The sequence below is a fragment of the Streptomyces odontomachi genome, from assembly GCF_024435355.1.
GTDB classification, from domain to species: domain Bacteria; phylum Actinomycetota; class Actinomycetes; order Streptomycetales; family Streptomycetaceae; genus Streptomyces; species Streptomyces odontomachi.
In genome coordinates this window covers 252567-279474 of sequence record NZ_JAMJWG010000004.1, presented here as the reverse complement: position 1 = coordinate 279474, position 26908 = coordinate 252567, and the positions used below count along the sequence as shown (strand labels likewise).

General features: G+C 72.1%; 22 protein-coding genes. 18 read left to right on the top strand and 4 right to left on the bottom strand.

All coding sequences use genetic code 11. The annotated features are described in order from the left end of the window. The first annotated feature begins 53 nt into the window (after positions 1-53). Together NQO67_RS12045 and NQO67_RS12040 are read left to right on the top strand one after the other, a co-directional pair. On the top strand, positions 54-761 hold the full coding sequence (locus tag NQO67_RS12045; protein WP_255949855.1) for a response regulator transcription factor: 708 nt from the start codon (positions 54-56) through the stop codon (positions 759-761). Beyond that, positions 758-2302 carry a sensor histidine kinase gene (locus NQO67_RS12040; RefSeq protein ID WP_255949854.1) on the top strand — a complete coding sequence of 515 codons (1545 nt, stop codon included), beginning with the start codon at positions 758-760 and terminating at the stop codon, positions 2300-2302. Before NQO67_RS12045 ends, NQO67_RS12040 begins: the two co-directional genes overlap by 4 nt. A gap of 23 nt (positions 2303-2325) precedes the next feature. Here the strand turns inward: NQO67_RS12040 and NQO67_RS12035 are convergent, their stop codons facing one another. Beyond that, positions 2326-3909, bottom strand: a complete 1584-nt coding sequence (locus tag NQO67_RS12035) for a DUF1593 domain-containing protein (protein WP_255949853.1) — start codon at positions 3907-3909, stop codon at positions 2326-2328. A gap of 218 nt (positions 3910-4127) precedes the next feature. Here NQO67_RS12035 and NQO67_RS12030 point away from each other — a divergent pair, with 218 nt between their 5' ends. From NQO67_RS12030 to NQO67_RS11990, 9 genes are all read left to right on the top strand, one after another. After that, a complete protein-coding gene (locus tag NQO67_RS12030) occupies positions 4128-5153 on the top strand; it encodes a TIM barrel protein (protein ID WP_255949852.1) in 1026 nt (341 codons plus the stop codon). Next, positions 5150-6061, top strand: coding sequence for a transketolase (locus NQO67_RS12025; protein ID WP_255949851.1), 912 nt, complete (start codon positions 5150-5152; stop codon positions 6059-6061). The genes NQO67_RS12030 and NQO67_RS12025 overlap by 4 nt, the downstream gene beginning before the upstream one ends. Next, a complete protein-coding gene (locus tag NQO67_RS12020; RefSeq protein WP_255949850.1) occupies positions 6058-7011 on the top strand; it encodes a transketolase family protein in 954 nt (317 codons plus the stop codon). Before NQO67_RS12025 ends, NQO67_RS12020 begins: the two co-directional genes overlap by 4 nt. Beyond that, positions 7011-8588 (top strand): FGGY family carbohydrate kinase, encoded by a 1578-nt coding sequence (locus NQO67_RS12015; protein ID WP_255949849.1) that lies wholly within the window; start codon positions 7011-7013, stop codon positions 8586-8588. Before NQO67_RS12020 ends, NQO67_RS12015 begins: the two co-directional genes overlap by 1 nt. Before the next feature lie 46 nt (positions 8589-8634). Beyond that, positions 8635-9309, top strand: a complete 675-nt coding sequence (locus NQO67_RS12010; RefSeq protein WP_255949848.1) for a DUF2291 family protein — start codon at positions 8635-8637, stop codon at positions 9307-9309. Further along, entirely contained in the window at positions 9306-10889 is a 1584-nt protein-coding gene (locus tag NQO67_RS12005) for a sugar ABC transporter ATP-binding protein (RefSeq protein WP_255949847.1), read from the top strand. The genes NQO67_RS12010 and NQO67_RS12005 overlap by 4 nt, the downstream gene beginning before the upstream one ends. Further along, the gene (locus tag NQO67_RS12000; protein WP_255949846.1) at positions 10886-12064 is read left to right on the top strand and encodes an ABC transporter permease; all 1179 of its coding nucleotides are present in this window, start codon (positions 10886-10888) and stop codon (positions 12062-12064) included. The genes NQO67_RS12005 and NQO67_RS12000 overlap by 4 nt, the downstream gene beginning before the upstream one ends. 83 nt (positions 12065-12147) lie before the next feature. Beyond that, positions 12148-13140, top strand: a complete 993-nt coding sequence (locus NQO67_RS11995; RefSeq protein ID WP_255949845.1) for a D-ribose ABC transporter substrate-binding protein — start codon at positions 12148-12150, stop codon at positions 13138-13140. A gap of 120 nt (positions 13141-13260) precedes the next feature. Continuing rightward, positions 13261-14226, top strand: coding sequence for a sugar-binding transcriptional regulator (locus tag NQO67_RS11990; protein WP_255949844.1), 966 nt, complete (start codon positions 13261-13263; stop codon positions 14224-14226). Positions 14227-14259: 33 nt separating this feature from the next. Here NQO67_RS11990 and NQO67_RS11985 read toward each other — a convergent pair whose 3' ends face one another. Together NQO67_RS11985 and NQO67_RS11980 are read right to left on the bottom strand one after the other, a co-directional pair. Next, positions 14260-15495: a CU044_5270 family protein gene (locus tag NQO67_RS11985; protein ID WP_255949843.1), complete on the bottom strand. Its 1236-nt coding sequence runs from the start codon at positions 15493-15495 to the stop codon at positions 14260-14262. Beyond that, positions 15492-16181 (bottom strand): RNA polymerase sigma factor, encoded by a 690-nt coding sequence (locus NQO67_RS11980; protein ID WP_255949842.1) that lies wholly within the window; start codon positions 16179-16181, stop codon positions 15492-15494. The genes NQO67_RS11985 and NQO67_RS11980 overlap by 4 nt, the downstream gene beginning before the upstream one ends. 196 nt (positions 16182-16377) lie before the next feature. Here NQO67_RS11980 and NQO67_RS11975 point away from each other — a divergent pair, with 196 nt between their 5' ends. From NQO67_RS11975 to NQO67_RS11945, 7 genes are all read left to right on the top strand, one after another. Beyond that, positions 16378-17790: a lactate racemase domain-containing protein gene (locus NQO67_RS11975; RefSeq protein ID WP_255949841.1), complete on the top strand. Its 1413-nt coding sequence runs from the start codon at positions 16378-16380 to the stop codon at positions 17788-17790. Between the two features lie 24 nt (positions 17791-17814). Further along, positions 17815-18510 (top strand): nickel pincer cofactor biosynthesis protein LarB, encoded by a 696-nt coding sequence (larB, locus tag NQO67_RS11970; RefSeq protein WP_255949840.1) that lies wholly within the window; start codon positions 17815-17817, stop codon positions 18508-18510. Continuing rightward, a complete protein-coding gene (larC, locus tag NQO67_RS11965) occupies positions 18507-19697 on the top strand; it encodes a nickel pincer cofactor biosynthesis protein LarC (RefSeq protein ID WP_255949839.1) in 1191 nt (396 codons plus the stop codon). Before larB ends, larC begins: the two co-directional genes overlap by 4 nt. A gap of 33 nt (positions 19698-19730) precedes the next feature. Continuing rightward, entirely contained in the window at positions 19731-20621 is an 891-nt protein-coding gene (locus NQO67_RS11960; protein ID WP_255949838.1) for an NAD(P)-dependent oxidoreductase, read from the top strand. A 40-nt stretch (positions 20622-20661) separates the two neighbouring features. After that, positions 20662-22089: an MFS transporter gene (locus tag NQO67_RS11955; RefSeq protein WP_255949837.1), complete on the top strand. Its 1428-nt coding sequence runs from the start codon at positions 20662-20664 to the stop codon at positions 22087-22089. A 321-nt stretch (positions 22090-22410) separates the two neighbouring features. Then, the gene (gene larE / locus NQO67_RS11950) at positions 22411-23298 is read left to right on the top strand and encodes an ATP-dependent sacrificial sulfur transferase LarE (protein ID WP_255949836.1); all 888 of its coding nucleotides are present in this window, start codon (positions 22411-22413) and stop codon (positions 23296-23298) included. Beyond that, complete coding sequence (locus tag NQO67_RS11945; RefSeq protein ID WP_255949835.1) at positions 23295-23993, top strand: GntR family transcriptional regulator; 699 nt, start codon at positions 23295-23297, stop codon at positions 23991-23993. Before larE ends, NQO67_RS11945 begins: the two co-directional genes overlap by 4 nt. Positions 23994-24002: 9 nt before the next feature. On the opposite strand, the gene NQO67_RS11940 is transcribed toward NQO67_RS11945, so the two are convergent. Next, entirely contained in the window at positions 24003-26855 is a 2853-nt protein-coding gene (locus NQO67_RS11940; protein ID WP_255949834.1) for a glycoside hydrolase family 3 C-terminal domain-containing protein, read from the bottom strand. Positions 26856-26908: the final 53 nt, after the last annotated feature.

Sequence of the window (26908 nt, the reverse complement as noted above, 5' to 3'; positions counted from 1 at the left end):
GGCACGGACACTGAAGGCGAAGGCCAGACGATCGACGGTCGGGGACGGATGCCATGACGACGACGCAATGCCTGCTGCTCGTGGAGGACGAGCCCACGCTGCGTGAACTGCTGTCGGCGAGCCTGCGGCTGGCGGGCTTTCAGGTGGTGCCGGCCGAGACCGGCGCCCAGGCGCTGGCCGCGGTGCGCGACCGGCACCCCGACCTGATCGTGCTGGACGTGATGCTGCCCGACATCGACGGATTCGAGGTCGCACGCCGGCTACGCGAGCAGCCGGGACCGCAGGGGCGCCCCGCCCACCCGCCGATCCTTTTCCTCACCGCACGGGACGCGGCCGAGGACCGGATCAGCGGGCTGCGGGCGGGCGGGGACGACTACGTCACCAAACCGTTCAACCTGGAGGAACTCGTCCTGCGGATCCAGGCGGTACTGCGCCGCACCAGCGGCCACCGGCCCGACGGCCAGCTGGCGGTGGGCGATTTGGAGCTGGACGTCGACAGCCACCAGGCCACCCGTGGCGGGACGCCGGTGCCGCTGTCCCCGACCGAGTTCAACCTGCTGCGCGTCCTCATGGAGAACGCCGGACAGGTCCTGTCCAGGGAACAACTGCTGGACCGGGTCTGGCACTACGACTTCGGAGGCGACGACTCCATCGTCGCCTCCTACATCAGCTACCTGCGCCGCAAGATCGACAACGTCGAGCCCAAGCTCATCCACACGGTGCGCGGCACCGGCTACGTGCTGCGCAGGCCCCGCCCGTGAACCTCGACGCGGTACGCGCCCCGATCCGCCGGCTGTCGCTGCGCGGCCGGCTGGTGGCCGTCTGCCTGCTGCTCGTCGTCGCCGCCCTGCTCGCCAGCAACGCCCTGCTCGTCACCCTGCTCCAGAGGCAACTGGTGCACCAGCTGGACGACCGGCTGCGCACCGCCGCCACGGCGACGGCCGCGCTGCCCGACCTCGTCGACGCCCCCGGCCGGGCCGCGCCGCAGGTACGCGAAGCGGCGGAACGGGAGCTGACCGGCGACGTCTACGTCGCCTACGTCGATGCCGCAGGCCGCCTGCGGCGTACCCTCCGCCCGGCCGCCGGCGCCGCACCACGGCTGCCCGTCCTCGACACGTCGGCGGTCGGGGCGCGCGGCGCCCGGCCCTTCCAGGCCCCGGCCAAGGGCGGCGACGACTGGCGGGTGATCGCCACACCGGTGACACCGGCACGGCACCGGACGACGGACTCCGCCGCCGGCAGCGTCGTCGTCGCCGGCTCCCTGGCACCGGTCCGCAGCACGATCCGGCACCTGGGCCTGTGGATGCTCGTCATCGACTCGCTGGTCCTGGCCCTGCTGGGGGTCGCCGGATGGTTCGCCGTGCGCGCCGGACTGCGCCCGCTGCGCCGGATCGAGACCACCGCGGCGGCCATCGCCGGCGGCGACCTGTCCAGCCGCGTTCCGCAGATGGCCGCCACCCGCACCGAGCTGGGCCGCCTGTCCCACGCGCTGAACGGCATGCTGGACCGGATCGAGGCCGGGGACACCGCACGCGCGGCCACCAACGAACGCATGCGCGCGTTCGTCGCCGACGCCAGCCACGAACTGCGCACCCCCCTGTTCGGCATCAAGGGGTTCACCGAGCTGTACCGGATGGGCGGCATGCGCGAGCGCGCGGACGTCGACACCGCGATGAACCGCATCGAACGCGAAGCGGCCCGCCTGGTGCGCATCGTCGAGGACCTGCTGCTGCTCGCCCGCCTGGACGAGGACCCCACCACGCAGCCCCGGCTGCCGCTGCACCTGACCCCCATGGACCTGCGCACCCTGGCCGCCGACGCCCTGCACGACCTCAAGGCCCTCGCCCCCGAGCGTGCCGTCACCCTGACCCGCCCCGGCGGCGGCCCACAGGGCGGCGCCCCCGTGCTGGGGGACGAGGCGCGCCTGCGCCAGGTCACGTCCAACCTGGTCGGCAACGTCATCGCGCACACCCCGCCCGGCAGCCCGGTACGCATCGGCGTGGGCACGCAGGACGGCCAGGCGGTCCTCGAACTGAGCGACCAGGGCCCCGGGATGACCGCCGACCAGGCCGCCCGCATCTTCGACCGCTTCTACCGCGCCGACACCGCCCGCGGCCGCACCCAGACCGGCCGCACCCGGACCGGCGGGGCCGGCCTGGGCCTGTCCATCGTCCGCTCCCTGGTCGCCGCCCACCACGGCCGAGTGGAGGTCCGCACCGCCCCCGGCGAGGGCACCACCTTCCGGGTACTGCTCCCGCTGCACACCGACACGGACACGGACAGGGACGCGGACGGCGACTAGAAGGCGCACGAGGAGCTTGGGGATCAGCCCCGTCCGGTGACCCGGACCGTGACCCGGTCATAGCGGGTCAGCGGGAATCCGCCGTCGTCGGTGCCCTGCATGATGACGGAGACGGTGTCTCCCGCCCGGGCGTCGGACGGGACGGCGACCGTGGCGGTGTCGCCCTGGCCCGTCACGGCCACGGCGCCGGGGTAGGTGCCCTCCTCGCGGTACTGCCACCAGGTGGTCGAGACGCGGTCGCCGTCGGGGTCGGCGGTGACGCCCGTGAGCCTGACCGTCGAACCGGGGCGTGCGGAGATCGTCCCGCCACCGCGGATGCTCACCGTCGGCGCGTGGTTGCCGTCCTCGTACGTCGGGGTGAGCGTCCACTGCATCCGGGCGGCGAAGTCGTTCTGCGCTGCCGCCGCCCAGCGCAGCGTCGTGTAGTCGTCGACCTGCGTGCCGCCGGCGTCCTGCTCCGCGGGCACGAGCTCCCAGTAGTCCGGCGAGGCCGACCGCTGGACCGCCCGGCCGCCCCAGCCGCCCAGCTCGGGTCGGCCCGGTGCCCGGATCCCGGTGTCGAGCAGCGGGTTGAAGGCGACGTTGTCCCCTTCGGAGAGGAAGTCGTACGGGGCCAGTGGCTTGCACCAGCCACCGGCGGCGCGGACGGGGTCACCGAAGACGTCGGCGTCGTCACCGGGCATCGACTGCCCGTCCAGCCACGACCTGTAGAGCGAACCGTACGGCCCGACCTGGATGTTCCGCCTGATCCAGGACCCGGTGAAGTACTTCCGGTCCGGGGGCAGGCCGCGGGTGTTGCCCCGCCCGTCGTCGCAGTTGTAGCCCCACGTGGCGTACCCGGCGGACAGCTCTTCGACCCGGACCCCGGGCCAGGTGGGCGCGATGTAGTCCGCGTAGGTCTCGTCCTGGAGGCCACTCGCCAGGATCACGGCCTTCTTCGAGACCCGGTCGTGGATCTCGGGCCACCGCGGTGTGCCGGCGTACGTCTCCTCGATGGACTTCAGGGCCCGCGCGACGGTGTTGAAACCGCCCCAGACCTGGAGGTACACCGGCCGCTCGTCGTGGTCCAGAAGCAGGTTCCTGATCCGGTCGGAGCCGTCGGAGTCGTGCGCCATCTCCCCGGTGGAGGCGATGTTGCCGACCGCGACCTTCGCCAGGAGCTGCTGGGGTGTGGGGTAGTCGCGGTCGTGGGCGCGCAGGTTCGGGTAGACCTGCGCGTAGGCGGCCAGCACCTTGTCCTGGATCGTGCGGGTGCCGGTCCACCGTCCGGGGGTGTACAGCTTGGTGCCGTCCTCGTTGTCCGGGCCGGCCCAGTGCCACTTGCTGCTGCTGTAGACGATGCCTTGGGTGTCCAGTTCGTCGGTGTAGAGCAGGTAGCGGAGCAACGACGCGAGGTCGTCCTGCTCCATGTCGGTCGTGACGACCGTCCGCGGCCTGTCGTCGTGCCGGGGTGCGGTGGCCGGTGCCGCCGCGCTCGCGGTGCCCGGAAGCCCGGCGCCGACCAGGGACACGGCACAGCCGATGGCGAGCATCCAGCCGGCCGCACGGGTGGGCCGAGTACCGCGCCGGTTGCGGTGGAGCAGGTGGCGATCGTTCGAGCCGCGCAAGGGAACCCCTCCTGCGTGAATATAAATTCAACTACGAATCAGATGCCGCCTCATGGTTGTGCGGTGGGGTGCGCCGGGTCAAGGTGTCTGCCTGTCCCGCGTCGATCCGGTGCCGGCTTTCCGTGGGGCGCGCGGTGCCGCGGTGGAGTGCAGGCCCGTGTCGTGCAGTGCTTACCGGAGTCCTTGACACGCATAACTCCCTCCCCTAGCTTGCTCGCATGTCTGATCAAGATCGCATAGAAATTCACCCCGAGCCGGTCTATGGCGCAGGCATCTGGCACTTCGCCACCTATGTCGACCGCTACGCCACCGACGGTTACGGGGAACCCAGGACCGTCCTCGACGCGATCAAACTGGCCGGAGCCGTCGACGATCTGGCCGTCGTCGACCTGAACTGGCCCTTCCCGCCCGGCAACGTGAGCACGGCCGAGGTGAAGGACGCGCTCGCCGAGGAAGGCCTGCGGGCCATCGCGGTCACGCCGGAGTTCTACACGGGCAAGTTCGCCAAGGGCGGCTTCACCAACCCCGACCCGGCGGTGCGCAGGCAGGCCATCGAGCTGGTCGCCGGATCCGCGGAGGTCGGGCGGGAACTGGGCGTCGACTACGTCAAGCTGTGGCCGGGGCAGGACGGCTACGACTACCCGTTCCAGGCCGACTACACCGATCTGTGGGACAAGTCGGTCGACGCCGTACGCGAACTCGCACTCGCCTTCCCCGACCTGAGGTTCGCGATCGAGTACAAGCCCCGCGAGCCCCGCAACCGCATGGTCTTCTCCTCCATGGCGCGCACCCTGCTCGCGATCGAGGACATGGCCGTGGACAACGTCGGTGTCCTGCTCGACTTCGGCCACTCCCTGTACGGCGGGGAGACACCGGCCGAGGCCGCACGCATGGCGATCGCCAGGAACAGGCTGTTCGCCATCGACGTCAACGACAACTTCCGCGGCTGGGACGACGACATGGTCGTCGGTTCCGTGCACCTGCTGGAGACGTTCGAGTTCTTCTTCGCCCTGCGGGACGCCGGCTGGGACGGGGTCTGGCAGCTCGACCAGTTCCCCTTCCGGGAGGACTCCGTCGAGGCCGCCACCGCGGGCATCCGCACCATGCGCGCCTTCCACCACGCGCTGGACCACCTCGACCGGGACGCCCTCGCCGCCGCCCAGTCGGCGCAGGACGCCCTGCGCGCCCAGCGGATCGCCAAGCGTGCGCTCTACCGGGCGTTGGCGGAGAGCGAGTCGGTGTGACCGCCCTCCTGGAGAACGCGTCCGAACCCCTCTGCGTGGACGCGTCCGCCGCCCGTGCCTACCTCGACCTCGGCGCCCGGCTGCGGGCGTCCTCGCCGGCCGAGGCGGCACCCGAGCTGGCGCGGATCGCCACCCGGATCCGGCGGGACGTCCTCACGACGATCCAGGCGGCCCGGATGGGGCACGTCGGCGGCGACCTCTCGGTGACGGACCTGATGGTCACCGCCCTCTGGGGCCGGCTGCGCCTGGACCCGCACCAGCCGGAGGCACCCTGGCGGGACCGGTTCGTGCTCAGCAAGGGGCACTGCGCCGCCGCCCTCTACGCGACGCTGGCGTCCTGCGGCTTCTTCCCGCGCGAGCGGCTCACCGGCTTCATGGCGCCGCTGTCCCCGCTCAACGGACACCCCAACCGGGTCAAGGTCCCCGGCGTGGAGACGAACACCGGCCCGCTCGGCCACGGCTTCCCCGTCGCCACCGGCTGCGCGCTCGGGGCGCACCTGCGGGGCGAGGACTGGCGCACCCTCGTGGTGCTCGGGGACGGCGAGATGCAGGAGGGCAGCAACTGGGAGGCCGCCATGACCGCCGCACACCACGGTCTGGCCAACCTCACGGCCGTGGTGGACCGCAACCGCCTGCAACAGGGGGCGCGCACCGAGGACACCAAGTCGCTCGAACCCCTGGACCGGAAGTGGGCGGGCTTCGGATGGGAGGTGCGGGTCATCGACGGCCACGACCATCAGGCGATCGCGGAGGCCTACGCGCCGTCGACAACGGGTAAGCCGGTCGCGGTGATCGCGAACACGGTCAAGGGCAAGGGGGTCTCGTTCATGGAGGACCGGGTCGAGTGGCACCACAAGGTGCCCACCGACGAGCAGGTACGCCTCGCCCTCGAGGAGCTCGGCCGATGACGGTGCTCACCACGCCATCCCCCGTTTTCGACTGCCGGTCCGACTTCGCGGACGAGCTGATCGCCCTGGCCCGCGCCGACGAGCGCATCATCGCGGTGTGCAACGACTCGGTGGGGTCGAGCAATCTGGTCGCGTTCCGCGCGGAGTTCCCCGACCGGCTCGTCAACGTCGGCATCGCCGAGCAGGACCTCGTGGGCGTCGCGGCCGGTCTGGCCAACGCCGGCTACGTCCCCTTCGTCTCGGCGGCCGCCCCCTTCCTCACGGGCCGGGCCCTGGAACAGATCAAAGCCGACGTGGCCTACAGCGAGCGTCATGTCGTGCTGTGCGGCCAGAGCCCGGGCATGGCCTACGGCGAACTCGGCCCGACCCACCACTCCATCGAGGACCTCTCCTGGATGCGGGCCGTCCCCGGACTCCGGGTCGTGGTGCCCGCCGACCCCGCCCAGACCCGTGCCGCCGTCCGCTGGGCCGTCGCATCGGGCCACCCCTGCTACCTGCGCGTTCCCCGGTTCAAGGTGCCGGTGGTGACCCCGCCGGGCGCCCCGTTCGAGACCGGCCGGGCCGTCCGGCTCGCCGAGGGCGGCGACGTGACCGTCATCGCGGTGGGCACCATGGTCTCGCGTGCCCTGGCGGCCGCGGAGTTGCTGGCGGCGCAGGGCATATCGGCGCGCGTGGTGAACATGACGTTCGTCGAACCCCTGGACGTGGCCGAGGTGATGGCCGCGGCCGAGGACACCGGAGCCATCGTCACGGCGGAAGAGGGCCTGCTCAGCGGGGGCCTGGGGGCAGCCGTGGCCAAGGTGGTCGTGGAGCGCCGGCCGGTCCCGGTCAGGATGCTCGGCGTCCCCGGTTTCGCCCCGACCGGGAGCACGGCGTTCCTGCTCGACCACTTCGGGCTGACCGCCGAAGGCGTCGCCGCCGCCGCGCGCGAGGTAGTGGGGCGCATGTGATGGAACGGTTCGTCCTCGCCGTCGACCAGGGCACGAGTGCGACCAAGGCCCTGCTGGTCGAGCGTGCCGGTGCCGTGGTCGCGCGCGCCGAGGCCCCGCTCGCACAGTCCCACCCGGCGCCCGGGCTCGTCGAACAGGACGCCGACGCACTGCTGGAGAGCGTCCGCCGGGCCGCCGCCGAGTGTCTGGACGGGACCGATCCCCGGGCGGTCGCCGGAGTCGCGTTGAGCACCCAGCGCGAGTCGGTGGTCCTGTGGGAGGCGGCGACCGGTCGCCCCCTCGCGCCGTTGGTGAGCTGGCAGGACCAGCGGGGCGCGGCCCGCGCCGCTGAGCTCGCCGGAACCCCGTTCGCGCGGACCGTACGGGAACGGACGGGGCTGCCGCTCGACCCGATGTTCTCGGCGCTGAAGATGGCCGCGCTGCTGGAGCGGCACGATCCCGCGCGGGTGCGCAGCGGCAGGGGCGAGTTGCGCCTCGGCACGGTGGACGCCTGGCTCGTCCAGGCGATCACCGGCGCCTTCGTCACCGAGATCGGGAACGCCGCACGCACCCAACTGCTGGACCTGCACACCGGCGCCTGGGACGGCGAACTGCTCGCGGCCTTCGGCGTGCCCGAGGCGGCCCTGGCGCGGGTGGTCGCCTCGACCGGCCCGTTCGGCCGCGTCCGGGACTTCGCGCCGCTGCCCGACGCCGTACCGGTGACGGCGGTCCTGGGCGACTCCCATGCCGCACTGTTCGCCCATGCGGGCTGGCGCCCGGGGGTGGTCAAGGCGACCTACGGCACCGGCTCCTCGGTCATGACCGTCGCCGGCGGCACGGGGTCGGCGGGGGCGATCTGCGACACCATCGCCTGGTCCACCGGGCAACCGACGTTCGCGCGGGAGGCGAACATCCGCTCCAGCGGACGGACCGTGACCTGGTTGGCCGATCTGCTCGACATGCCGGCCGACGAGCTCATCGGCCTGGCCGCCGGATCCCACGCCGGGGACGTCACGCTCGTTCCCGCCTTCGGCGGGCTGGGAGCACCGTGGTGGGATCCCGCGGCCGTGCCCCTGCTGGCCGGCTTCGGGCTGGACAGCGGACGCGGGCAGCTCGCCAGAGCGGCGCTGGAGTCCGTGGCCCACCAGGTCGACGACGTACTGGCCGCGCTGCCGGGGGTCCGCCGAGTGGTGGCCGACGGCGGCCTGTCCCGCAGCACCGCCCTGATGCAGTTGCAGGCCGACCTCGGTGGCGTGGCGGTCGCCCGCACGGGAAACCACGAACTGTCCGCCGTGGGAGCAGCGGATCTGGCCGGCCTGGACCTGGGTATGTGGACCACCACCGATCTTGAGAGACGGGCCGACGACGGTCTGGAGGTCTTCCACCCGGCCTGGCGCGAGGAGCAGCGGGAGGCCGCCGTGGCCCGGTGGCATGAGCGCGTCGCGGCCGCTCGCGGCCTGGGCGCCCGGTACTGCGTTCCCCCGGAGGACGCTGTGGCCCACAGCCGCTCCGCGACGGGCCGGACCCCCGGCCGGACTGCATCTTTCCGGGGGACGACCCCCGGACCCCCAGCCGGAAGAGCAGGCCAGCCGGGGTGACCGGGGCGGATACCGCGCGGGAGACCTGAGTGAAGGAAGGGATGTCATGACAACACGGCCCTCATGGGAGCCGGACGGAACACGGCGTGGCCGCACCGGCTGGCTCACCCTCGGCCGCGGCAGCCTGGTCGCACTGGTGGTGCTGGTCGCGGCCATGGTGGCCAGCACCACCTATCGCTCTCAGAGCGCGCCGCCCGCCGACCAGGCCGAGAAGTTCGACCCCGCCCAGTACGGCGTCGAGACGTACGCGCCGAAGGTCGTGCCGGCCATCCGGAAGAAGGCCGTCAGCATCACCACGCTGTACAAGGCGCTCGTCGCGGACGGCGACGCGGCAGGCAAGCGGTACGGACACCGCCCCGGCACCGGCCCCTACAGCTACGCCGTCACCCTCACCGGCACCGCCGGGGCCCCGCGCAGCGGCCTGATGCCCGTCACCGTTCCCGGTGTCGACAAGGCCCGGATCTCGGTCCAGACCGGTCCGGCCATCAACGGCACGTCCCTGCGTGACGCGGTCGGCTTCATCTCCTTCGGCCAGTTCACCAACCAGGTCGACTACGCCGACGCGGGCACCGCCCTGAACAACCAGGTCAAGGCCAAGGTCCTCGCCCACCTGGACGTCGCGTCGCTGAAGGGCACCAAGATCACGGTCGTGGGTGCGGTGACACCCCTGACGAACGACGTGCTCACCATCACCCCGATCTCGATCAAGCCCGCCTCATGACGGCCGCCACCCACCCCACCGCGACCCCCGCACCGCCGGCGGCGCCCGTCCTGCGGGCCGTCGACGTCACCAAGGTCTACGGCGGGACGACCGCGCTCAAGGGTGTCTCCCTCGACATCGCCCCGGGGCGCGTGACCGTGCTGTTCGGCGAGAACGGGGCCGGCAAGTCGACCCTGATGAAGATCCTCAGCGCGGTGGAGTCGCCCACGACCGGCCAGATCGAACTCGACGGGAACGTCGTGCGGTTCGGCAGCGCGCGGGAGGCCGCGGACAGCGGCATCTCCATCATCCACCAGGAACTCAGCCTCTGCCCGAACCTGAGCATCCAGGACAACCTGTTCCTGGGGCGTGAGCACACCCGGCGTCTGCTGATCGACCGCGGCGCCCAGCGCGCGCAGGCGGCGGCGGTGCTCGGCCGCCTCGACGACGCTCTCGACCCGGACGACCAGGTCGGCGATCTGCGGCTCGGACAGCAGCAGCTGGTCGAGATCGCCCGCGCCCTGCTCCAGAACGCCCGTGTCCTCATCATGGACGAGCCCACCTCGGCCCTGAGCGCACCGGAAGTCGAGATCCTCTTCCAGGTGGTACGCGAACTCACCGCCGAAGGCGTCGCCGTCGTCTACATCTCCCACCACCTCGAAGAGGCCCTCGCCCTCGCCGACGACGTGGCCGTGCTCCGCGATGGCTCCATGGTCGCCACCGCGGTCGCCGCCGACATCGACCTCGGCTGGGTCGTCCGCACCATGGTGGGACGCGAGCAGGACGACCTGTTCCCGGTCCGCGAGTCCCGCCCCGGCACCGTGGCCCTGGAGACCGTCGACCTCTGTGTCGCCGATCCCGCGCATCCGGACCGGCTCGCCGTCGACAGCGTCTCCCTCCAGGTGCGGGCCGGCGAGACGGTGGGGATCTACGGCCTCATGGGCAGCGGGCGCACCGAACTCCTGGAGTGCCTGGCCGGCCGCCTGCCGGCCGCCTCGGGAGAGACCCGCCTGCACGGTGAGCCGGTCACCGGCAACGTCCGCCAGCGCGTCCGGACCGGCCTCGCGCTGGTCCCCGAAGACCGCCAGCGCGACGGCCTGGTCCAGCTGATGACCGTCGGCGAGAACCTGTCCCTCGCCGCGATCACCCGGTACGTGCGCCGGTTCGTCGTCAGCCGCAGCCGGGAACGCGCCGCGGTCGAGTCGATGATCAGCGACATCACCGTCAAGACCGCCGGCGCGGACGCCGCCGTCGGGTCGCTGAGCGGAGGCAACCAGCAGAAGGTCGTCATCGGCAAGGCCCTGATGACCGAACCGAGGGTCCTGCTGCTCGACGAACCCTCACGCGGTGTCGACGTCGCCGCCAAGGCGGATGTCTTCGAGGTCATGGCGGACCAGGCCGCGCGCGGCCTCGCGGTGCTGTTCACGACGTCCGAGGCCGAGGAGGCGCTGCACATACCCGACCGTCTGCTCGTCCTGGTCCGCGGCCGGCTGGTCGCCGATCTGCGGGCCGGCGACATCACGCGTGACCAGCTCATGAGCCTGGCCGACGGTGCCGACACCACCGAAGCCACCGAAGCCACCGAAGAGGATCACCGATGACCGACACCGCGACCATCGACCACGCGTCCGCCGGCGAGCAGCGGCGCCAGGCGGCGGCAGAGGCCCGTCGGCTCAGGACCCTCAACTCGGTGTTCGAGCTGCGTGCCTTCATCGCGCTCGGTGTCCTCGTCCTGGTCTTCAGCCTGCTGTCGGACTCGTTCCTGACCGTCGACAACGTCATCACGATGACCAAGCACGTCGCCATCAACGCCGTGCTCGCGCTCGGCATGCTGCTCGTCATCCTCAAAGGCGGCATCGACCTGTCGGTCGGTTCCACGGTCGGACTCTCCGGTGTGGTCGCCGGAGAGGCCCTCAAGGGCTTCCACCTCGGCATCTTCGGGGTGATCGCCTATCCGCCGGTATGGGTCGTGGTGGTGTTGTGCCTCGCGGTCGGGGCGGTCGTGGGCACCGTCAACGGCATCCTCGTGACGAGGCTGAACGTCGCCCCCTTCATCGCGACCCTCGGGATGCTCTACGTCGCCCGCGGCGCCGCGTTGCTGATCTCGGGCGGCACGACCTATCCCGACCTGGCCGGTGACGCCGCCAACCACAACACGGGATTCGGCTGGATCGGCGGGGGCCGTGTGCTCGGCCTGCCGGTGGCCATCTGGATGATGATCATCCTTGCCGCCGTCGTCGTCGTCCTCCTGCGGTCCACCGCGTTCGGCCGCTGGCTGTACGCGACGGGCGGCAACGAGCGGGCCACCGAACTCACCGGCGTTCCCGTCAAGCGCGTGAAGATGGTCGTCTACATCGTCTCCGGGGCATGCGCGGCCCTGTCCGGGGTGATCATCGCGTCGGAGCTCACCTCCGCGGCACCCCAGGCGGGGGACAGCTTCGAACTGAACGCGATCGCCGCGGTCGTCATCGGGGGCGCCGCGCTGTCCGGCGGTCGCGGCAACGTGCGCGGCACGCTCGTGGGCGCCTTCGTCATCGGCTACCTCGCCGACGGTCTGGTGATCCTGGGCGTCTCGACGTTCTGGCAGACCCTCATCAAAGGCGCCGTCATCATCGTCGCCGTCATCCTCGACCAGAGCCAGCAGCGCTTCCAGCGGCGCGGCGCAGCGGCCTCGGCCGTCGCCGTCGCCGTCGAGACCGCCGACGGACCACCGGAAGCCGCGGGGACGACGGTCACGTCCAAGGACACCCCAGCGCCCCCGGACACCCCCCGCTGACCGAAGCGAAGCACACCAACACACCCACACCCACCCACCGCTCCCTTCCGCGTCAATGCCGACGCCTGCTCAGGAGGCCCACCATGTCCCGTTCCCGCCGTCACCTGATGGCAGCGACCACCGCCACCACCGTCGGACTGCTGCTCACCCTCAGCGCCTGTGGATCGTCCGACGGCTCCGGAAGCGACGCGAAGTCCGGGGGCTCGTCGAAGGGGAGCAACCTGATAGCGATCATCACGCCCTCGCCCGACAACCCCTTCTTCAAGGCGGAGGCGGACGCGGCCAAGCAGAAGGCGAAGAGCATGGGCTACCAGACCTCGGTGGCCTCGCACGACGACGACCCCAACAAGCAGAGCCAGCTCATCGACGCCGCCATCTCCCGGCACGCCGCCGCGATCATCCTGGACAACGCGGGCGCGGACGCGTCGATCGGTCCCGTGCAGAAGGCCACCAAGGCCGGTGTCCCGGTCTTCCTCATCGACCGCGAGATCAACAGGACCGGCGTCGCCAAGGCGCAGATCGTCTCCAACAACGCCCAGGGTGCGCAGGTCGCCGCGCAGGAGTTCGTCAAGGGCATGAAGGGGAAGGGCAACTACGTCGAACTCACCGGGCTGGCCTCCGACACCAACTCGGGGGTCCGCTCCAAGGGGTACAACGACGTGATCTCCCAGTACCCCGACATGAAGAAGGTCGCCAAGCAGGCCGCCGACTGGGACCAGCAGGAGGCCTTCAACAAGATGGAGACCATCCTCCAGCGCAACCCCGACGTCCAGGGCGTCATCGCCGGCAACGACACCATGGCCATGGGCGCCATCGCCGCCCTCAAGTCGGCCAAGAAGACCGGTGTCGTGGTCGTGGGACTTGACGGGAGCCCGGACGCCCTCGCCCAGATCAAGGCGGGCACGATGCTCGCGACCTCGCTCCAGCCCGCCGCGCTCGGCGCCCAGAAGGCCGTGCAGCAGGCGGACAAGTACATCAAGACCGGAAAGACGGGCCAGCCGGAGAAGCAGTCCATCGACTGCGAGCTGGTCACCAAGGAGAACGCCGACCAGTACGGCCTGTTCGCCAGGAAGTAGGCCACGGTGGCTGCGGGGACGCGGCGGCGACCGTCGCCTCCCCGCAGCCGCCACCCGTTAGCATCGAACACGGACGCCCGGCCCGCCGGCCGGTGCGAGAGGGGATGGGACACACAGGTGGTGACCGCTTCCACACCGAGCCCGGATCACCTGCGGCTCCTGGTCAAGGTGGCCCGCATGTACCACGAGCGGGGCCTGCGGCAGCCGGAGATCGCCTCCCATCTGCACATGTCCCAGCCGAGGGTGTCCCGCCTCCTCAAGGAGGCCGTGGACCGCAACGTCGTCCGGACCGTCGTCGTCTCCCCCGACGGGGTGCACACCGAGCTCGAAGGCGCCCTGGTCGAGAAGTTCGGGCTGCGTGACGCCGTCGTCGTCGACGCCGAGGGCGCGGGGCCCGACGTGATCCCCGCGCTCGCCGCCGCCACCGCGACCTATCTGGACGCCACCCTCAAAGGCGGTGAGGTCATCGGCATCTCCTCCTGGAGCGCGACACTCCTGGAGTCGGTCAACGTCATGCACGCCAAGACCACCCCGGTCGCCGAGGAGGTCGTCCAGATCGTCGGCGGTTCCGGCAGCCCCGAAGTCCAGCTCCACGCCACCCGTCTCACCAGCCGGCTCGCCGAGCTGACCGGCGCACGCCCGGTGTTCGCCCCGTCCGCCGCGCTCGTCGGCAGCCACGAACTGCGCGACCTGCTGTCCCAGGAACCGGCGGTGGCCGAGGTGATGAAATCCTGGTCGCGCCTCACCCTGGCCCTCCTCGGCATCGGAACGCTCGAACCCTCGCCGCTGCTGCGCCGCTCCGGCAACGCCATCGCCCCGCAGGACCAGCGGCAACTCGAGGACCTCGGAGCCGTGGGCGATGTGTGCACCCGGTACTTCGACGCCGACGGCCAACCGGTCGCGGCGGATTTCAACGACCGCATCATCGGCATCTCACCCAGCCAGCTGTGGGCCGTGGAACGGCGGATCGGCGTCGCGGGCGGCATGGCCAAGCTCGCCGCCATCCGCGGCGCCGCGCTCGGCCGCTGGATCAACATCCTCATCACCGACGCCGAAGTGGCCAGGGCACTCCTCAACCGCGGCTGACCCCGGGCCTTCGGCCCAGCCGAGCAGGAGTGCTCAGCGCCGGGCGTTCTTCGGCACCGTGATCTGGTTCTCGCCCCAGCTCATCCGGGTCGTCGCCGTGTAGTTCACCGTCGTGCCCGCGTCGAGGCCGGCCTCCCGGGCCCTGGCCGACGGTTCGACCAGCACGCTCTGCTCGGCGAGCATCGCGCCGGTGGACGGGTCCACGACCAGTTGCTGCGCCACGCCGCCCAGCGGTGTCCGCGCGGTGCCGGGGAACGCGACACCGACGCCCGTGCGACCCAGCGGATCGGTCACCCGCCCCAGTCCCCGGACGCCGGGCAGCTCCGCCATCACCCGGTACGCGGCCGCCCGGACGGCGGGCTTCACCGGCATCGTGACCAGGTCGGCCGCCTGGCGCAGCACGTACGCGGTGCGCCCCGCGCCGGTATCGGCACCGCTGTCCGCCGCGTACAGCTCCTCCAGCTGCCGACGCAACTCCTTGCTGTCGGAAGGCAGCTCACGAAGGTCCTGGTAGGAGACGTTCCGCGGGCCGAGGGCGTAGATCTTGCCGCCGGCGTCCGTCCGCATGACCATCGGCCGCCGGGTTCCCATCGTGTACCCCACCGTGCCCGTGCCGCCCGCCGTCGTGGCCTCGGCCTGCACCGTGCCGGGTGAGCCCGCGGCCCGCCAGCGTGTCTCGTCCGCCTTGGTGCGGGGGGCGGTCACACCGTCCAGTCCTGAGACCATCAGGCTCCGGGTTCCCGGGCGCACACCCACCGACCACTCGTCGGTCGACGTGGAGCGCACGGCGAAGAGCCGCCCCTGCTCCCCGACGACGTTCACGTCCTGCGAGCGCGTGGTGGTCTGCCAGTACGTTCCGTCGGCGGTCGCCGTCTCCGCCTGCTTCGCCGCGCTGAGCAGTTCGAGGCGGACGTCACCCTGGCCGCCCGAGGTCGACGAACCCGGCCGCGCCGCTGCGGAGGAGGCCTGCGGGCGGGCATCCGGGTGCGTGCCCGAAGTGCCCCGGTCGAGCGTGCTCACGCCCACCGCGGACGCCGCGACGGCGGTGAGGGCCACCACGGTCCCGAGCGGCCGGATTCCGCCACGGAGCCGCCCCGGTACCCGGAAGCGCGCCGCGCGGGTGTCCGTCGCTCCGGCCAGGATGCGTGCCAGGTCCTCGCGCTGCCGCGGGGAGCCCGCCAGCCTGGCCGGATCCAGTTCGTCGGGCCGGGCGCCTTCGAGCACCTGCATGCCGTCACGCCGCCCGGACCGTTCCTGGGTGTTCTTCATGTGAGTGCTCCCTTGCGATCAGTGCGGATGCCGTCTCTTGCGCGGATGCCGGCTTGCGTACGGATGCCGGCTTGGGTGCGGATATCAGCTTGTGCGTGGATGTCCGCTTGGGTGCGGGCGTCGCCTCCGGCAGGGACACCGCCCCCGGCCGCACCGGCCTCGCCCCCGGCGCGGGCGCTGCCTGCCTGGTTCGCCGGCTCCAGGGCCTTCTCCAGACGGCGGCGGGCCCGATGCAGCCGGACGGTCAGCGTCGCGGTGGTGCAGCCCAGCACCCGGGCGGCCTGCTTGGCGCTCAGCCCGTGCCAGGCGATGAGCGTCAGCAGTTCCCGGTCGGCCTCGGACAGGCTCGCCAGCGCCTGGAGCGCGGCTTCCCGCTCGGTGACGTCCGCCGCGACGTCGCCGACGTCGGTCCGGGCACCGCTGCTGATGCGCTGTGCCTCCGCCGCGGCGAGGGCGTACTGGTGGCCGTCCCGGCGGCGTAGCTCGCGCACCAGGTTGCGAGCCACTCCCAGCAGCCAGGGCAGCTCGGGCTGCGAGACATCCCGCATCCGTCGCCAGGCCACGGTGAACGTCTCGCTGGTGATGTCCTCGCCCACCTGCCGGCCCACCAGGCTCGAGGTGTAGGCGAGGACGCGCGGATAGCACTCCTCGTAGATGTCACGGAAACGTTGGGCATGTGTGGTCATGCGCCGTCCCTCATATCGGCTCTCATACCAAGCAATGCGCGCAGCGGCCCACTTCTTACAGGGGGAGCCCCATTCCCTTGCGATGTGGCCCGCGTCATATCTCGGGCACGGCACATAACATGTAACGTGCAATTAGCGTGCGCGGTGGACACCGCCACGCCGTCGGACGCCGTCACGGCATGGAGGACCCACGAATATGCAGATTGCGCTGGAGTACGGCGACGGTCACGTGAACGCCGAAGTCCCCGACAACGCGACGATCATTCGCGCAGGGCAGGCGCATCCGGAGCCGCCGCCCCTGGCGGATCCGGTCGCGGCCACCGTGGAGGCCGTCCGGAACCCGCTGGGCTCGCCGCCGCTCGGCGACCTCGTGGGACCGGGCTCCACCGTGACCATCGCCTTCCCCGACCGCGTCAAGGGCGGCGTCCACGAGACGTCGCACCGCAAGACGGCGCTGCGCGTCCTCTTCGACGAGCTGGAGCGGGCCGGCGTGCGGTTGTCCGACGTCACCCTCGTCTGCGCGATAGGGCTGCACCGCAAGAACTACGCCCACGAGTTCGCCGGATACCTCGGCGAGGACAACCTCGCACGGATATCGCCCGAGCAGATCGTCAACCACGACAGCGAGGACCCCGACGGCATCGTCGACCTCGACGACTCCGACCTCGGTGACGTCGTGCAGATGAACCGCCGTCTGGTGGAGTCCGACCTGACCATCCTGATCGGCCACGCGGCGGGCAATCCCTACGGCGGGTTCAGCGGCGGCTACAAGATGCCCTCCACGGGCCTCACCACCTGGCGCTCCATCCGGGGGCACCACTCTCCCGGCAGCGTCTACCGCGACGACTTCATGCCGATCTCCACCCACAGCCACTTCCGGCACCAGCTGTCCGCCATCGGCAAGCGCATGGAGTCGGCGATGCCGAGGCCGTTCTTCGCCGTGGACGCCGTACTGGACTCGGCCAACCGCCAGCTGGGCGTGTACGCCGGCGACCTCTCCAGCGTCGAGCAGGCCGCGTGGCCGCTGGCCGGGCAGCGCACCGAGGTGACCGTGCCCGGCGAGCCGGCCGACGTGCTGCTCCTCGGCGTGCCGCGCAACTTCCACTACGGCCCCGGCATGGGCTCCAACCCGGTGCTGATGATGCAGGCGATCGGGGCCTCGCTCGCTCGGGCGAAGAACGCGCTCAAGCCCAACCCGGTCGTCATCGCCGCCGCCGTCTGCGACGGCTGGTTCAACGACGACGAGTTCTCGGCCTACCGCACGGTGTACGACGCGTTGCAGACCGTGCACCACCCGGCCGACATGGTGGCGCACGAGGAGCGCATCTCCACCGACTACCGGTGGATCGAGAAGTACCGGTTCCGCCACGCCTACCACCCGTTCCACGCCTTCTCGATGGTGTACGTGGGCGGTCTCGCCCGGCAGGCCGCTGCCGCGGTGTACATCGCGGGAGCGCGTGAGCCGGGGTACGCCCGCGGCATGGGCGGCATCCCGGTGCGCTCGGTCGAGGACGGGCTCCGGGAGGCGCGCCGGTTCACCGAGGGTGAGCCGCGGGTGCTCGTCGTGCCCGAGCTGTCGAAGCCCGCGTACCACCTCTCGGCGGGCTGACCGGTGGGCGAGGAACGGCGGGACGTGCGGGACGCCGAGCCGGACGGCTTCCTCGACCTGGGCTTCGCCCGGCTGGACACGGACCGGGAGGCCCGCACCGGGGCCCCCGAGGTCGTCTACGGCCAGGGCAAGACGCCGGACGAGATCGTGGCCGGCCTCGGCGCCCTGGCCGGGCGACATCCGCACCGTGCCGTGCTGGCCACCCGGCTCGCCCCGGAGGCCCTGAGCGAGATCCGCCGTGCGTTGCCGGAGGCCGTCGTCGACGACCGGGCCCGCACGGCCACGCTCGGACCGCTGCCGGAACCGCACGGCCGGGTCGTGGTCGTCTCCGCGGGAACGTCCGACGGGCCGGTCGCCGGCGAGGCCGCCATCACCGCCCGCGTCCACGGCGCCCACGTGGAGGTCGTCCGCGACGTCGGAGTGGCGGGCCTGCACCGGCTGCTCGCCGTGCGGGACCTGCTGACCTCGGCGGACGCGCTGGTCGTCGTCGCCGGGATGGAGGGCGCCCTGCCCAGCGTGGTCGGTGGACTCGTCGGTGTCCCGCTCGTCGCGGTGCCCACGTCCACCGGCTACGGCACGGGCGCGGGCGGCATGGCCGCCCTGCTGTCGATGCTCAACTCCTGCGCCCCCGGCATCGTGGTCGTCAACATCGACAACGGCTACGGAGCGGGCGTGCACGCCGCCCGGGTGGCCACCCGGGCCCGCCGGGACGCCCCGTGATCGGCTGGCTGTCCTGCGCCTCCGGAATCAGCGGCGACATGCTGCTCGGCGTGCTGGTGGACGTGGGGGTGCCGCTCGGCGTGCTCCAGGAGGCGGTGGACGCCGTCGCGCCCGCGCCGGTCCGGCTCCGTGCCGAGCGGGTGGACCGCGCGGGGATCGCGGCGACCCGGGTGCACGTCGGCGGCACCGAGTCGCACACCCACCGGCACTGGACCGACGTGCGGGACCTGCTGAGCGCCGCGCCGTTCCCCGGCCGCGAGCACGCGCTGGCCGCGTTCGAAGCGCTCGCGGTGGCCGAGGCCGCCGTGCACGGCACCACGCCGGAGAGCGTGCACTTCCACGAGGTCGGCGCGCTCGACGCGATCGCCGACATCGTCGGGACCTGCGCCGGCTTCGCGCACCTCGGCCTCGACGAGCTGGTGGTCTCGTCCGTCGCGGTGGGCGGAGGCACGGTGCGCGCCGCCCACGGGGTGCTGCCGGTGCCGGGCCCTGCGGTCGTGAGGCTGCTCTCGGGCCGTCCCAGTCACGGGGGCCCCGTCGACGTCGAGCTGGCCACCCCCACCGGTGCCACGCTCGCCACGACGCTCGCCACCGGTTGGGGCTCGCAGCCGGCGATGCGCGTGAGCGCGCAGGCGTTCGGGGCGGGCGGTCGCGACCTGCCCGGGCAGCCGAACGTGCTGCGCCTGGTGACCGGTGAACCCTCGAACGGTTCGGGTGCGCCATCGAACGGTCCGGACGGTCGGCTCATGCTGGAGACCAACGTCGACGATCTCGACCCGCGGATCTGGCCCGGGGTGCTCGACGCGCTGCTCGCAGCGGGTGCCGACGACGCCTGGCTGGTGCCGGTGCTGATGAAGAAGGGCAGGCCGGCGCAGACGCTGCGGGTGCTGGCCGCGGCGCGGGTGGCCGAGGCGGTGCGCCAGGTGGTCTTCACCCGCACCTCGGCCCTCGGGATGCGCTCGTGGCCGGTGGACAAGCATGCACTCGCCCGCAGGTTCGTTACGGTCGATGTCGACGGGTGCGCGATCGCGGTGAAGGTCGCTCTCGACACGAGCGACCAGGTCGTCAACGCGCAACCGGAGTGGGACGACGTGGCCGAGGCGGCCCGCGTCCTCGGGATGCCGGAGAAGGGCGTACTGCACCGTGCGCTGGCCTCGTTCTGGAGTGCCGGCACCCAGAGGCCTTGACCCTGAAGTGAAACTACGTGTTACATGCAAAATATGACTTCACCATCGCTCCCCAGCTCGCCGTCCCCCGCCGTGGCCGTGATCGGCCTCGGCACCATGGGAGGCCGCGCCGCCGCCGCGTTCGCCGCTGCGGGCCGGCCCACCGCCGGAGCGGACCCGTTCGAGGCCGCCCGTACCGCAGCGGCACGGCAGGGCGTCACCGTCAGCGACTCGCCCGCCGCCGCCGTCAGCGGCGCCGACCTGGTCCTGCTCTCGCTCCCGACGCCGCAGCACGTGCTCGACGTGGTCGACGAGATCGCGGGCGCCCTCGGACCGGGGGCGCTCGTCGCGGACACCTCCACGATCGACCCGGAAACGGCCCAGGAGGCCGCGCGCCGGCTCGCGGCCCACGGCGCCCGCTACGTCGACGCTCCCGTGCTCGGCCGCCCCGAGGGCATCGGGTCCTGGACCCTCGTGGCCGGTGGGGCACAGGCCGACGTCACGGAGCTCGCCGCCGCGGCCGTGGGCGTCATCGCCAAGTCCGTCGAGCAGGTGGGCGAGGTCGGCGCCGGCTCCACCGTCAAGGTGCTCAACAACGTGATGTTCGGCGCGATCAACGCCGTGACGGCCGAGGTGGTCGACCTGGCCGAGCGCGCGGGCATCTCCGCGGAGACGTTCGGCTCCGTCGTGGCCGGCTCGGGTGCCGCGACCGTCTCCCCGCTGTTCCGTGACATCTCCGTCCGGATGGCCGGCCGGGACTACGAGCCCGCGTTCACCCTGGCCCTGCTGGAGAAGGACGTCCGGCTCGGGGCGGGCATCGCCGCCAGGTTCGGCGTGCAGGCCGACGTGACGACCGCGGTCCAGGCCCTGATCTCCGAGGCCGTCTCGTCCGGCCGGGCGGGACAGGACACCTCCGCTCTCGTCGAACTCCTCCGCGCACGGTGACACCCGCTGTGCCCGCCCACCTCCGATGAAGCAGGTCCCCATGTCAACAGGCACGCTCACCGTGCGCAGCTCGCGCGACGTCATCGACTACGTCAACTCCCATCCCACCGGCACGCGGCGCACCCGGATCCTCGCGTTGATCGCGCTGGGCGGGGTCTTCGTCGACGCCTACGACCTGACCAGTCTCGGTCTGGGCATCGGAACGCTGACCGAGAGCTGGCAGCTCACCTCGAACCAGGTCGGCCTGCTCACGTCGATCATGGCCGTCGGCGCCCTGCTCGGCGCCCTCGTCGGCGGCCCGCTGGTCGACCGGCTGGGCCGGTACAAGCTGTTCATCCTCGACCTCGTCCTGTTCGTGGTGGCGGCCCTGGGCGCCGGCCTCGCGCCCAACTACGAGGTGCTGCTCTTCTGCCGGTTCCTGCTCGGTTTCGGCGTCGGGGTCGACATGCCCGCGTCGTTCTCGTTCGTCGCCGAGTTCACCGACCGCAGCCGCAAGGGCGGCTGGGTGAACATGTGGCAGTTCATGTGGTATGTCGCGGTCGTCGGTGCCGCCGTGCTCACGCTGCCGTTCTACTTCCTCGGTGCCGGTGACGAGCTGTGGCGCTGGGTCGTCGGCTTCGGCGCGGTGCCCGCACTCGTCGTGCTGCTGCTCCGGCTGCGGTACACCGAGGAGAGCCCGATGTGGGCAGCGCACAACCTCGGCCTGCGGGAGGCCGCGAAGATCCTGGAGAGCAGCTACGGCATCAGCGTCGAGGTGGCGGAATCCGGCGAGGAGGAACGGCCGGAGTCGCAGGAGAAACGATCCGGCACCGAGCGCCTGCGCATGCTGTTCAACAAGCGCTACCGGGCCCGCACCTTCCTCGCGTCGATGGTCTCGGGAACGCAGGCGGCACAGTACTTCGCGGTCGGCTTCTACATCCCCACGATCGCTGCCATGGCATTCGGCTCCGGGCTGTTGGAGACGATCATCGCGACGATCCTCATCAACTGCTTCGGCCTGGTGGGCGGCTGGCTCCAGGCCAGGATCACCGGGCGGCTCAGCATGCGCACGCTCGCCACGATCGGGTTCGTCATCGTGATCGTCTGTGCCGTGACGCTCGGCTTCGTCGGCACCGCGGCCGGGGGCGTGGTCACGGCGGTCCTGGTCGGGTTCTTCGTGTTCGGCCAGGCGTTCGGACCGGGCGCGCAGGGGAAGACGCTCGCCGCCCTGTCGTACCCCACCACCCTGCGGGGCACGGGCACGGGCTGGGCCGAATCGATGTCGCGGGTCGGCTCGATCCTCGGCTTCTACATCTTTCCCGTACTGCTGGCGGCCTACGGCCTGAACACGACGATGCGCTGGCTGACGCTGGTGCCGGTCGCCGGGCTCCTGGCGGTGCTCGCCATCCGGTGGAACCCGATGACGGCGGAGGTGGAGGACGACGACGCGCCCATGGCTCCGGCCGCGGAGCGCACGTCCGTGAACTGATCCGCGCGGCACGTGTGCCGGGTGGGCGGGTCAGCGCCGACCCGGCACACGGTGTCTCCCCGCCGCTCCGCGTCCCGGCCGCTCCGCGACGGCGCGGCTGCCCGACGGGAGGGCTCAGGACTGCGCGGCGGCCGGCGTCCCTCGCCCCGGCCGGCGGACCGCCCGTCGGGTCGCGCCCTCGGGGGCTTGCCTTCGCATAGCGCCCTCAGGGCGCGCCTTCGGGCCATGCCTCCGGGGCGTGGTCGCGGGGCGGGCGCCGGCCGCCGTATCGCTCGGCGCCGCCGGTTGACCCCGCTGCCAGCCTTCTGCACAATACATGTAATGAGTAGCAGCGCACTTTCCCCCGATATGCCTCTCTCCGATCCCCGGCTCAGCGCCCTCGCCGACGAGGTCGGCACCGCCCTCGCCGGGGTGCGGCGCCTCGGCGTGGCCTTCTCCGGAGGCGTCGACTCGACGCTGCTGCTGGCGCTGGCCGTGCGCACGCTCGGTGCCGAGCGGGTCGTCGCGATCACCGGCGTGTCCCCCAGCCTGGCCCGCCGGGAACTGGCGGCGGCGCGCCGGCTGGCCTCGGCACTCGGCGTCGAGCATGTCGAGCTGGAGACGGCCGAGGCGGACCTCCCGGAGTACCGCCGCAACGATCTCGACCGGTGCTTCCACTGCAAGTCGACCCTTTTCGAGGGCATCGACCACCGGCTGCTGGCCTCCTACGGCCTCGACGCGATCGCGTACGGCGAGACCGCGGACGACGTCGTGCGCGACGACCGGCCGGGTGCCCGTGCCGCCGACGAGCACAGCGTGCTGCGCCCGCTCGCCACGGCCGGCCTCGGCAAGACCGACATACGCGCGCTGGCCCGTGCCCTCGGGCTGCCGAACGCCGACAAGCCCGCCGCGCCCTGCCTGGCCTCCCGTATCCCGCACCACAGCGAGGTGACCCCGCAGAAGCTGCGCCAGGTAGAGGAGGCCGAGGACGCCCTGCACGACCTGGGCCTCACCGAGCTGCGGGTACGCCATCACGGCGACCTGGCCAGCATCGAGGTGCCCCTGGACCTGCTCGGCGTCGTCGCGACCGAGCTGCGGGAGCGCGTGCTGACCGCGGTACGTGCCGCCGGGTTTCGGTCCGTCACACTCGATCTGGCGGGGTTTTCCAGCGGACAGCTGTTCCAGATCGGGATGGCGCGTGCTGGCCAGGGTGAAGGAGCACGCCGGTGAGCGAGCATGACGAAGAAGTGGGCGTTTCTGACGCGTCGACAGGCGGCTTGTCCATCGACATCGCTCCCACCCATCGCATCGCCGACTCCGTCTTCCAGGGCCTGCGCGAGGCCGTGCTCGACGGGCGGATCCCGCCGGGCAGAAGGCTGAGCGTGCCCGCGCTGGCGCAGCAGCTCGACGTCAGCCGCAGCCCGGTGCGGGAGGCGGTGGCGCGCCTGACGGCGGACGGGCTCGCGGTGGAGAGCCCCCGGAGGGGAGCGGTCGTCGCCACCATCACCCTCGCGGACCTCGCCGAGTTGTACGAGGTGCGCGGCGCCCTGGAAGGCGTCGTGGCGCGGCTCGCCATCGAACGCTCCGGCCCCGAACTCGCCGATCGGCTGGACGAGGTGCTCGCCGAGCACCAGGCGGCGCTCGACGCCGGTGACATCCAGACCGTCCAGCGCTGTGACGCGGCCTTCCACCGCCTGATCCGGCAGGCCTCGCGGCACGACTACGCCAGCCGGCTGCTCGACCAGATCCAGTCCCAGGTCCGCCTCGCCATGCGCACGACGATGGTCGCGGCGGGCCCGGAGCGCGCCCTGCGGGAGCACCGCGAGATCGCCACGGCCATCCGGCTGGGTGACGCGGAACTCGCCGAACGCCGCGCCCAGGCGCATGTCGCCCGGCTGCGCGACGCCCTGCGTGCGCAGTCCTGATCCCCCGTCTCAGCCGGAGAACTCCGCATGCGCGAACCGCAGCGGCCCGCGCAGCGCGATCCGGACGTCGTGCACCCCCGAGGCGGTGAACGGGGCGGTGAGCGTGGTGTAGTCGTACGGTCCTGACGTGGGTGCCGCCGGGGACAGCGTCGTCACGGGGGAGTCGCCGTCCGGGCGGAGCGTGGCGACGTCCAGCGCACCGCTGCCGGCGACGGTCACGGTCACCGAGGTCACGCCGTCGCCGAAGTCGCAGGCCCGGTACACCAGGTCAGCCGCCTGGGCCGCCGGGGTCACCGCGTCGCCCGACACCTTCGTCCGGTCCACGAGCGCGGCCCCGGAGTGCTCGTCGAAGTCCGCCGCCGGCAGCCCGGACGTGCGGACCGGGCGCGGGGCGCCGCTCTCCCCGGGGAGTACGACGACGGTGCGCAGCCGGATGTCCTCGCTGGACGCGCCCACCAGGAGCTCGTACGACCCCGGCGCCACCCGCAGCCCGGCGCGTGCCACGTCCCAGAACGCGAACGCGGACCACGGCACGTCGAAGACCTGCTCGGTGCGCTCGCCGGGGGCGAGGCGCACCCGCCGGTGAGCGACCAGCTCGCGGCGCGGCCGGACCACGGACGGTTCCACGGCACGCGTGTAGAGCTGCACCACCTCGTCCGCCGTGACGTCACCGGTGTTGGTGACCGTGCAGGACACCCGTACCGAGCCGGGTACGACGGCCGCCGACAGGGCCGCGTAGCCGAAGGACGCGTACGACAGGCCGTGCCCGAACGGGAAGAGCGGGGTGCCCTCGAAGTACAGATAGGTCTGGCGTGAGCCGATGATGTCGTAGTCGAGCAGGTCGGGCAGGTCGCCGTCGCCTGCGTACCAGGTCTGCGGAAGGCGACCGGCCGGCGAGACGTCACCGGCCAGCACCCGGGCCAGCGCGGTGCCCGCCGCCTGGCCGCCGTGTGCGGTCCACAGCACCGCATCGAGCACGTCGGCGGGCACGGCGTACGGGTAGGACGAGACCAGGGCCAGCGCCGTCCTCGGGTTGGCGGTGCGGGCGGCGTGCAGCAGCCGCAGCTGGTGGCCGGGGAGTTCCAGGGTGGTGCGGTCCTCGGTCTCGCGGCCGTTGATGTGCGGGTCGTTGCCCGCCACCACCACGACCACGTCGGCGTCGGCCGCGGCGCGTGCGACGGCGTCCTCGCCGCGCTCCTCGACGACCACGTCGAAGGGTTCGGCGGCGGACTCGCCCTCGGCGGCCACCCGAACGCCGTCCGCGTCGACACAGATGTGGCGGCCCGTGCCCAGGTGCCGCAGGAGGTGACCGCTGCCGTGCGGCTCCAGACGGAAGGTCTCCTGCACGAACCAGCCGCCCGGCCCGTCCGCCGCGGCGCGCACCCGGCCGTCGTCGGCGACGGAGAGGTAGCGGCCGTCGGGGGCGCGCAGCGTGAGCACCCCCTCGCCCCAGTCGGCCAGTGCCAGTGCGGTGCCGACCGGGTCGGTGACGAGTGGCGGCAGGTCGCTGCGGCCCGCGAGCAGCGCCGGGTCCAGCGCACCCTCGGCGCCGCGCACCGCGTCGGCGGCCCCGGCGGCCACGGGGACGTGCAGGAACGTACCGGACCGGGTGCGCAGCCGTACCCGGTCCACACCTTCGGCGAACGTGACGCGCTCCGCACCGAAGCGTTCCCGCAGGCCCTGGAGCGGGGTGGAGCGGCGCAGGAGCGTGCCGCTGTACCAGTCGAGCTTGCATGCGTCGGCCAGGAGCCCGACCACCGCGACCCTGCTGTCCGGCGCCAGCGGCAGCAGGCCGTCGTTCTTCAGCAGGACGACGGCCTGCTCGGCGGCCTCCTGGGCGAGCGCCCGATGGGCGGGGGTGTCGAACGCGGCGGAGTGCGGGTGGGGGTCGTGCTCCGGGTCGAACTCGCCGAGCCGGAAGCGGACCGCCAGCTGGCGCCGCACCGCCCGGTCGATGTCGTGCTCGGTCAGCAGGCCCTGTTCGAGGGCCCTGGTGATGCGGCCGGTCATGATCGAGCTGTCCGTGCCATGGTCGGTGAAGCTGTCGACGCCGGCCCGCAGGGCGGCCGCGGTGGCCTCCTCGTGGGTGTCGAAGTAGTGCTCGGAGTCGACCAGGTTGGACGGCGCACCGGCGTCCGAGCAGACCAGCAGGGGCTCGTCGGTCCAGGTGCGCAGGTGCTCGCGCAGATACGGGGAGACGTGGTTGGGGCGGCCGTTGACCAGGTTGTACGCGGGCATCACGCCGGCGGTCGCGCCGGCCTCGACGGTCTCCCTGAAGCCGCGCAGATCGTATTCGTGCAGCACACGCGGGGGGACGGTGGAGGAGGTGACGTCGCGGCCGGTCTCGTTGTTGTGGGCGAGCCAGTGCTTGAGCACGGGGGCCGTGCGCCAGTACGTCGGGTGGTCGCCACGCAGGCCGCGGGTGTACGCCGTGGCGATCGCCGAGGTGAGTTTCGGGTCCTCCGCGTAGCCCTCCTCGTTGCGGCCCCACAGCGGGTGACGCAGCAGGTTCACCACCGGCGCCCACACGTTGAGGCCGACCCGCTCGTCGGTGGCGCGCATCGCGCGCACCTCACTGGAGACGGCTTCGCCGACCCGCCTCACCAGGTCGGTGTTCCAGGTCGCGCCGAGCCCGACGGCCTGCGGGAACACGGTCGCCGGACCCATCCAGGCCACGCCGTGCAGGGCCTCCTGGCCGGTGCGGAAGGCGGCGACACCGAGCCGCTCGACGGCCGGTGCGAACTGGTGCAGCCAGGAGATCTTCTCCTCGGTGGTGAGCCGCGCGAGGAGATCGTCGATGCGCTTCGCCAACGGCAGCCGACGATCGCGGAAGGGTGATACGAGCGGCGTCTGTTCGGTCACGTGAGGGGCCCCTTGTCCTGAACCGGGAGTGCCATTCGAAGCGCTTCGATGCT

Coding starts and splice junctions, on each gene's coding strand:
- NQO67_RS12045 (WP_255949855.1), top strand. CDS start 54: ATGACGACGACGCAATGCCTGCTGCTCGTGGAGGACGAGCCCACGCTG.
- NQO67_RS12030 (WP_255949852.1), top strand. CDS start 4,128: ATGTCTGATCAAGATCGCATAGAAATTCACCCCGAGCCGGTCTATGGC.
- NQO67_RS12020 (WP_255949850.1), top strand. CDS start 6,058: ATGACGGTGCTCACCACGCCATCCCCCGTTTTCGACTGCCGGTCCGAC.
- NQO67_RS12015 (WP_255949849.1), top strand. CDS start 7,011: ATGGAACGGTTCGTCCTCGCCGTCGACCAGGGCACGAGTGCGACCAAG.
- NQO67_RS12010 (WP_255949848.1), top strand. CDS start 8,635: ATGACAACACGGCCCTCATGGGAGCCGGACGGAACACGGCGTGGCCGC.
- NQO67_RS12005 (WP_255949847.1), top strand. CDS start 9,306: ATGACGGCCGCCACCCACCCCACCGCGACCCCCGCACCGCCGGCGGCG.
- NQO67_RS12000 (WP_255949846.1), top strand. CDS start 10,886: ATGACCGACACCGCGACCATCGACCACGCGTCCGCCGGCGAGCAGCGG.
- NQO67_RS11995 (WP_255949845.1), top strand. CDS start 12,148: ATGTCCCGTTCCCGCCGTCACCTGATGGCAGCGACCACCGCCACCACC.
- NQO67_RS11985 (WP_255949843.1), bottom strand. CDS start 15,495: ATGAAGAACACCCAGGAACGGTCCGGGCGGCGTGACGGCATGCAGGTG.
- NQO67_RS11980 (WP_255949842.1), bottom strand. CDS start 16,181: ATGACCACACATGCCCAACGTTTCCGTGACATCTACGAGGAGTGCTAT.
- NQO67_RS11975 (WP_255949841.1), top strand. CDS start 16,378: ATGCAGATTGCGCTGGAGTACGGCGACGGTCACGTGAACGCCGAAGTC.
- NQO67_RS11960 (WP_255949838.1), top strand. CDS start 19,731: ATGACTTCACCATCGCTCCCCAGCTCGCCGTCCCCCGCCGTGGCCGTG.
- NQO67_RS11955 (WP_255949837.1), top strand. CDS start 20,662: ATGTCAACAGGCACGCTCACCGTGCGCAGCTCGCGCGACGTCATCGAC.
- larE (WP_255949836.1), top strand. CDS start 22,411: ATGAGTAGCAGCGCACTTTCCCCCGATATGCCTCTCTCCGATCCCCGG.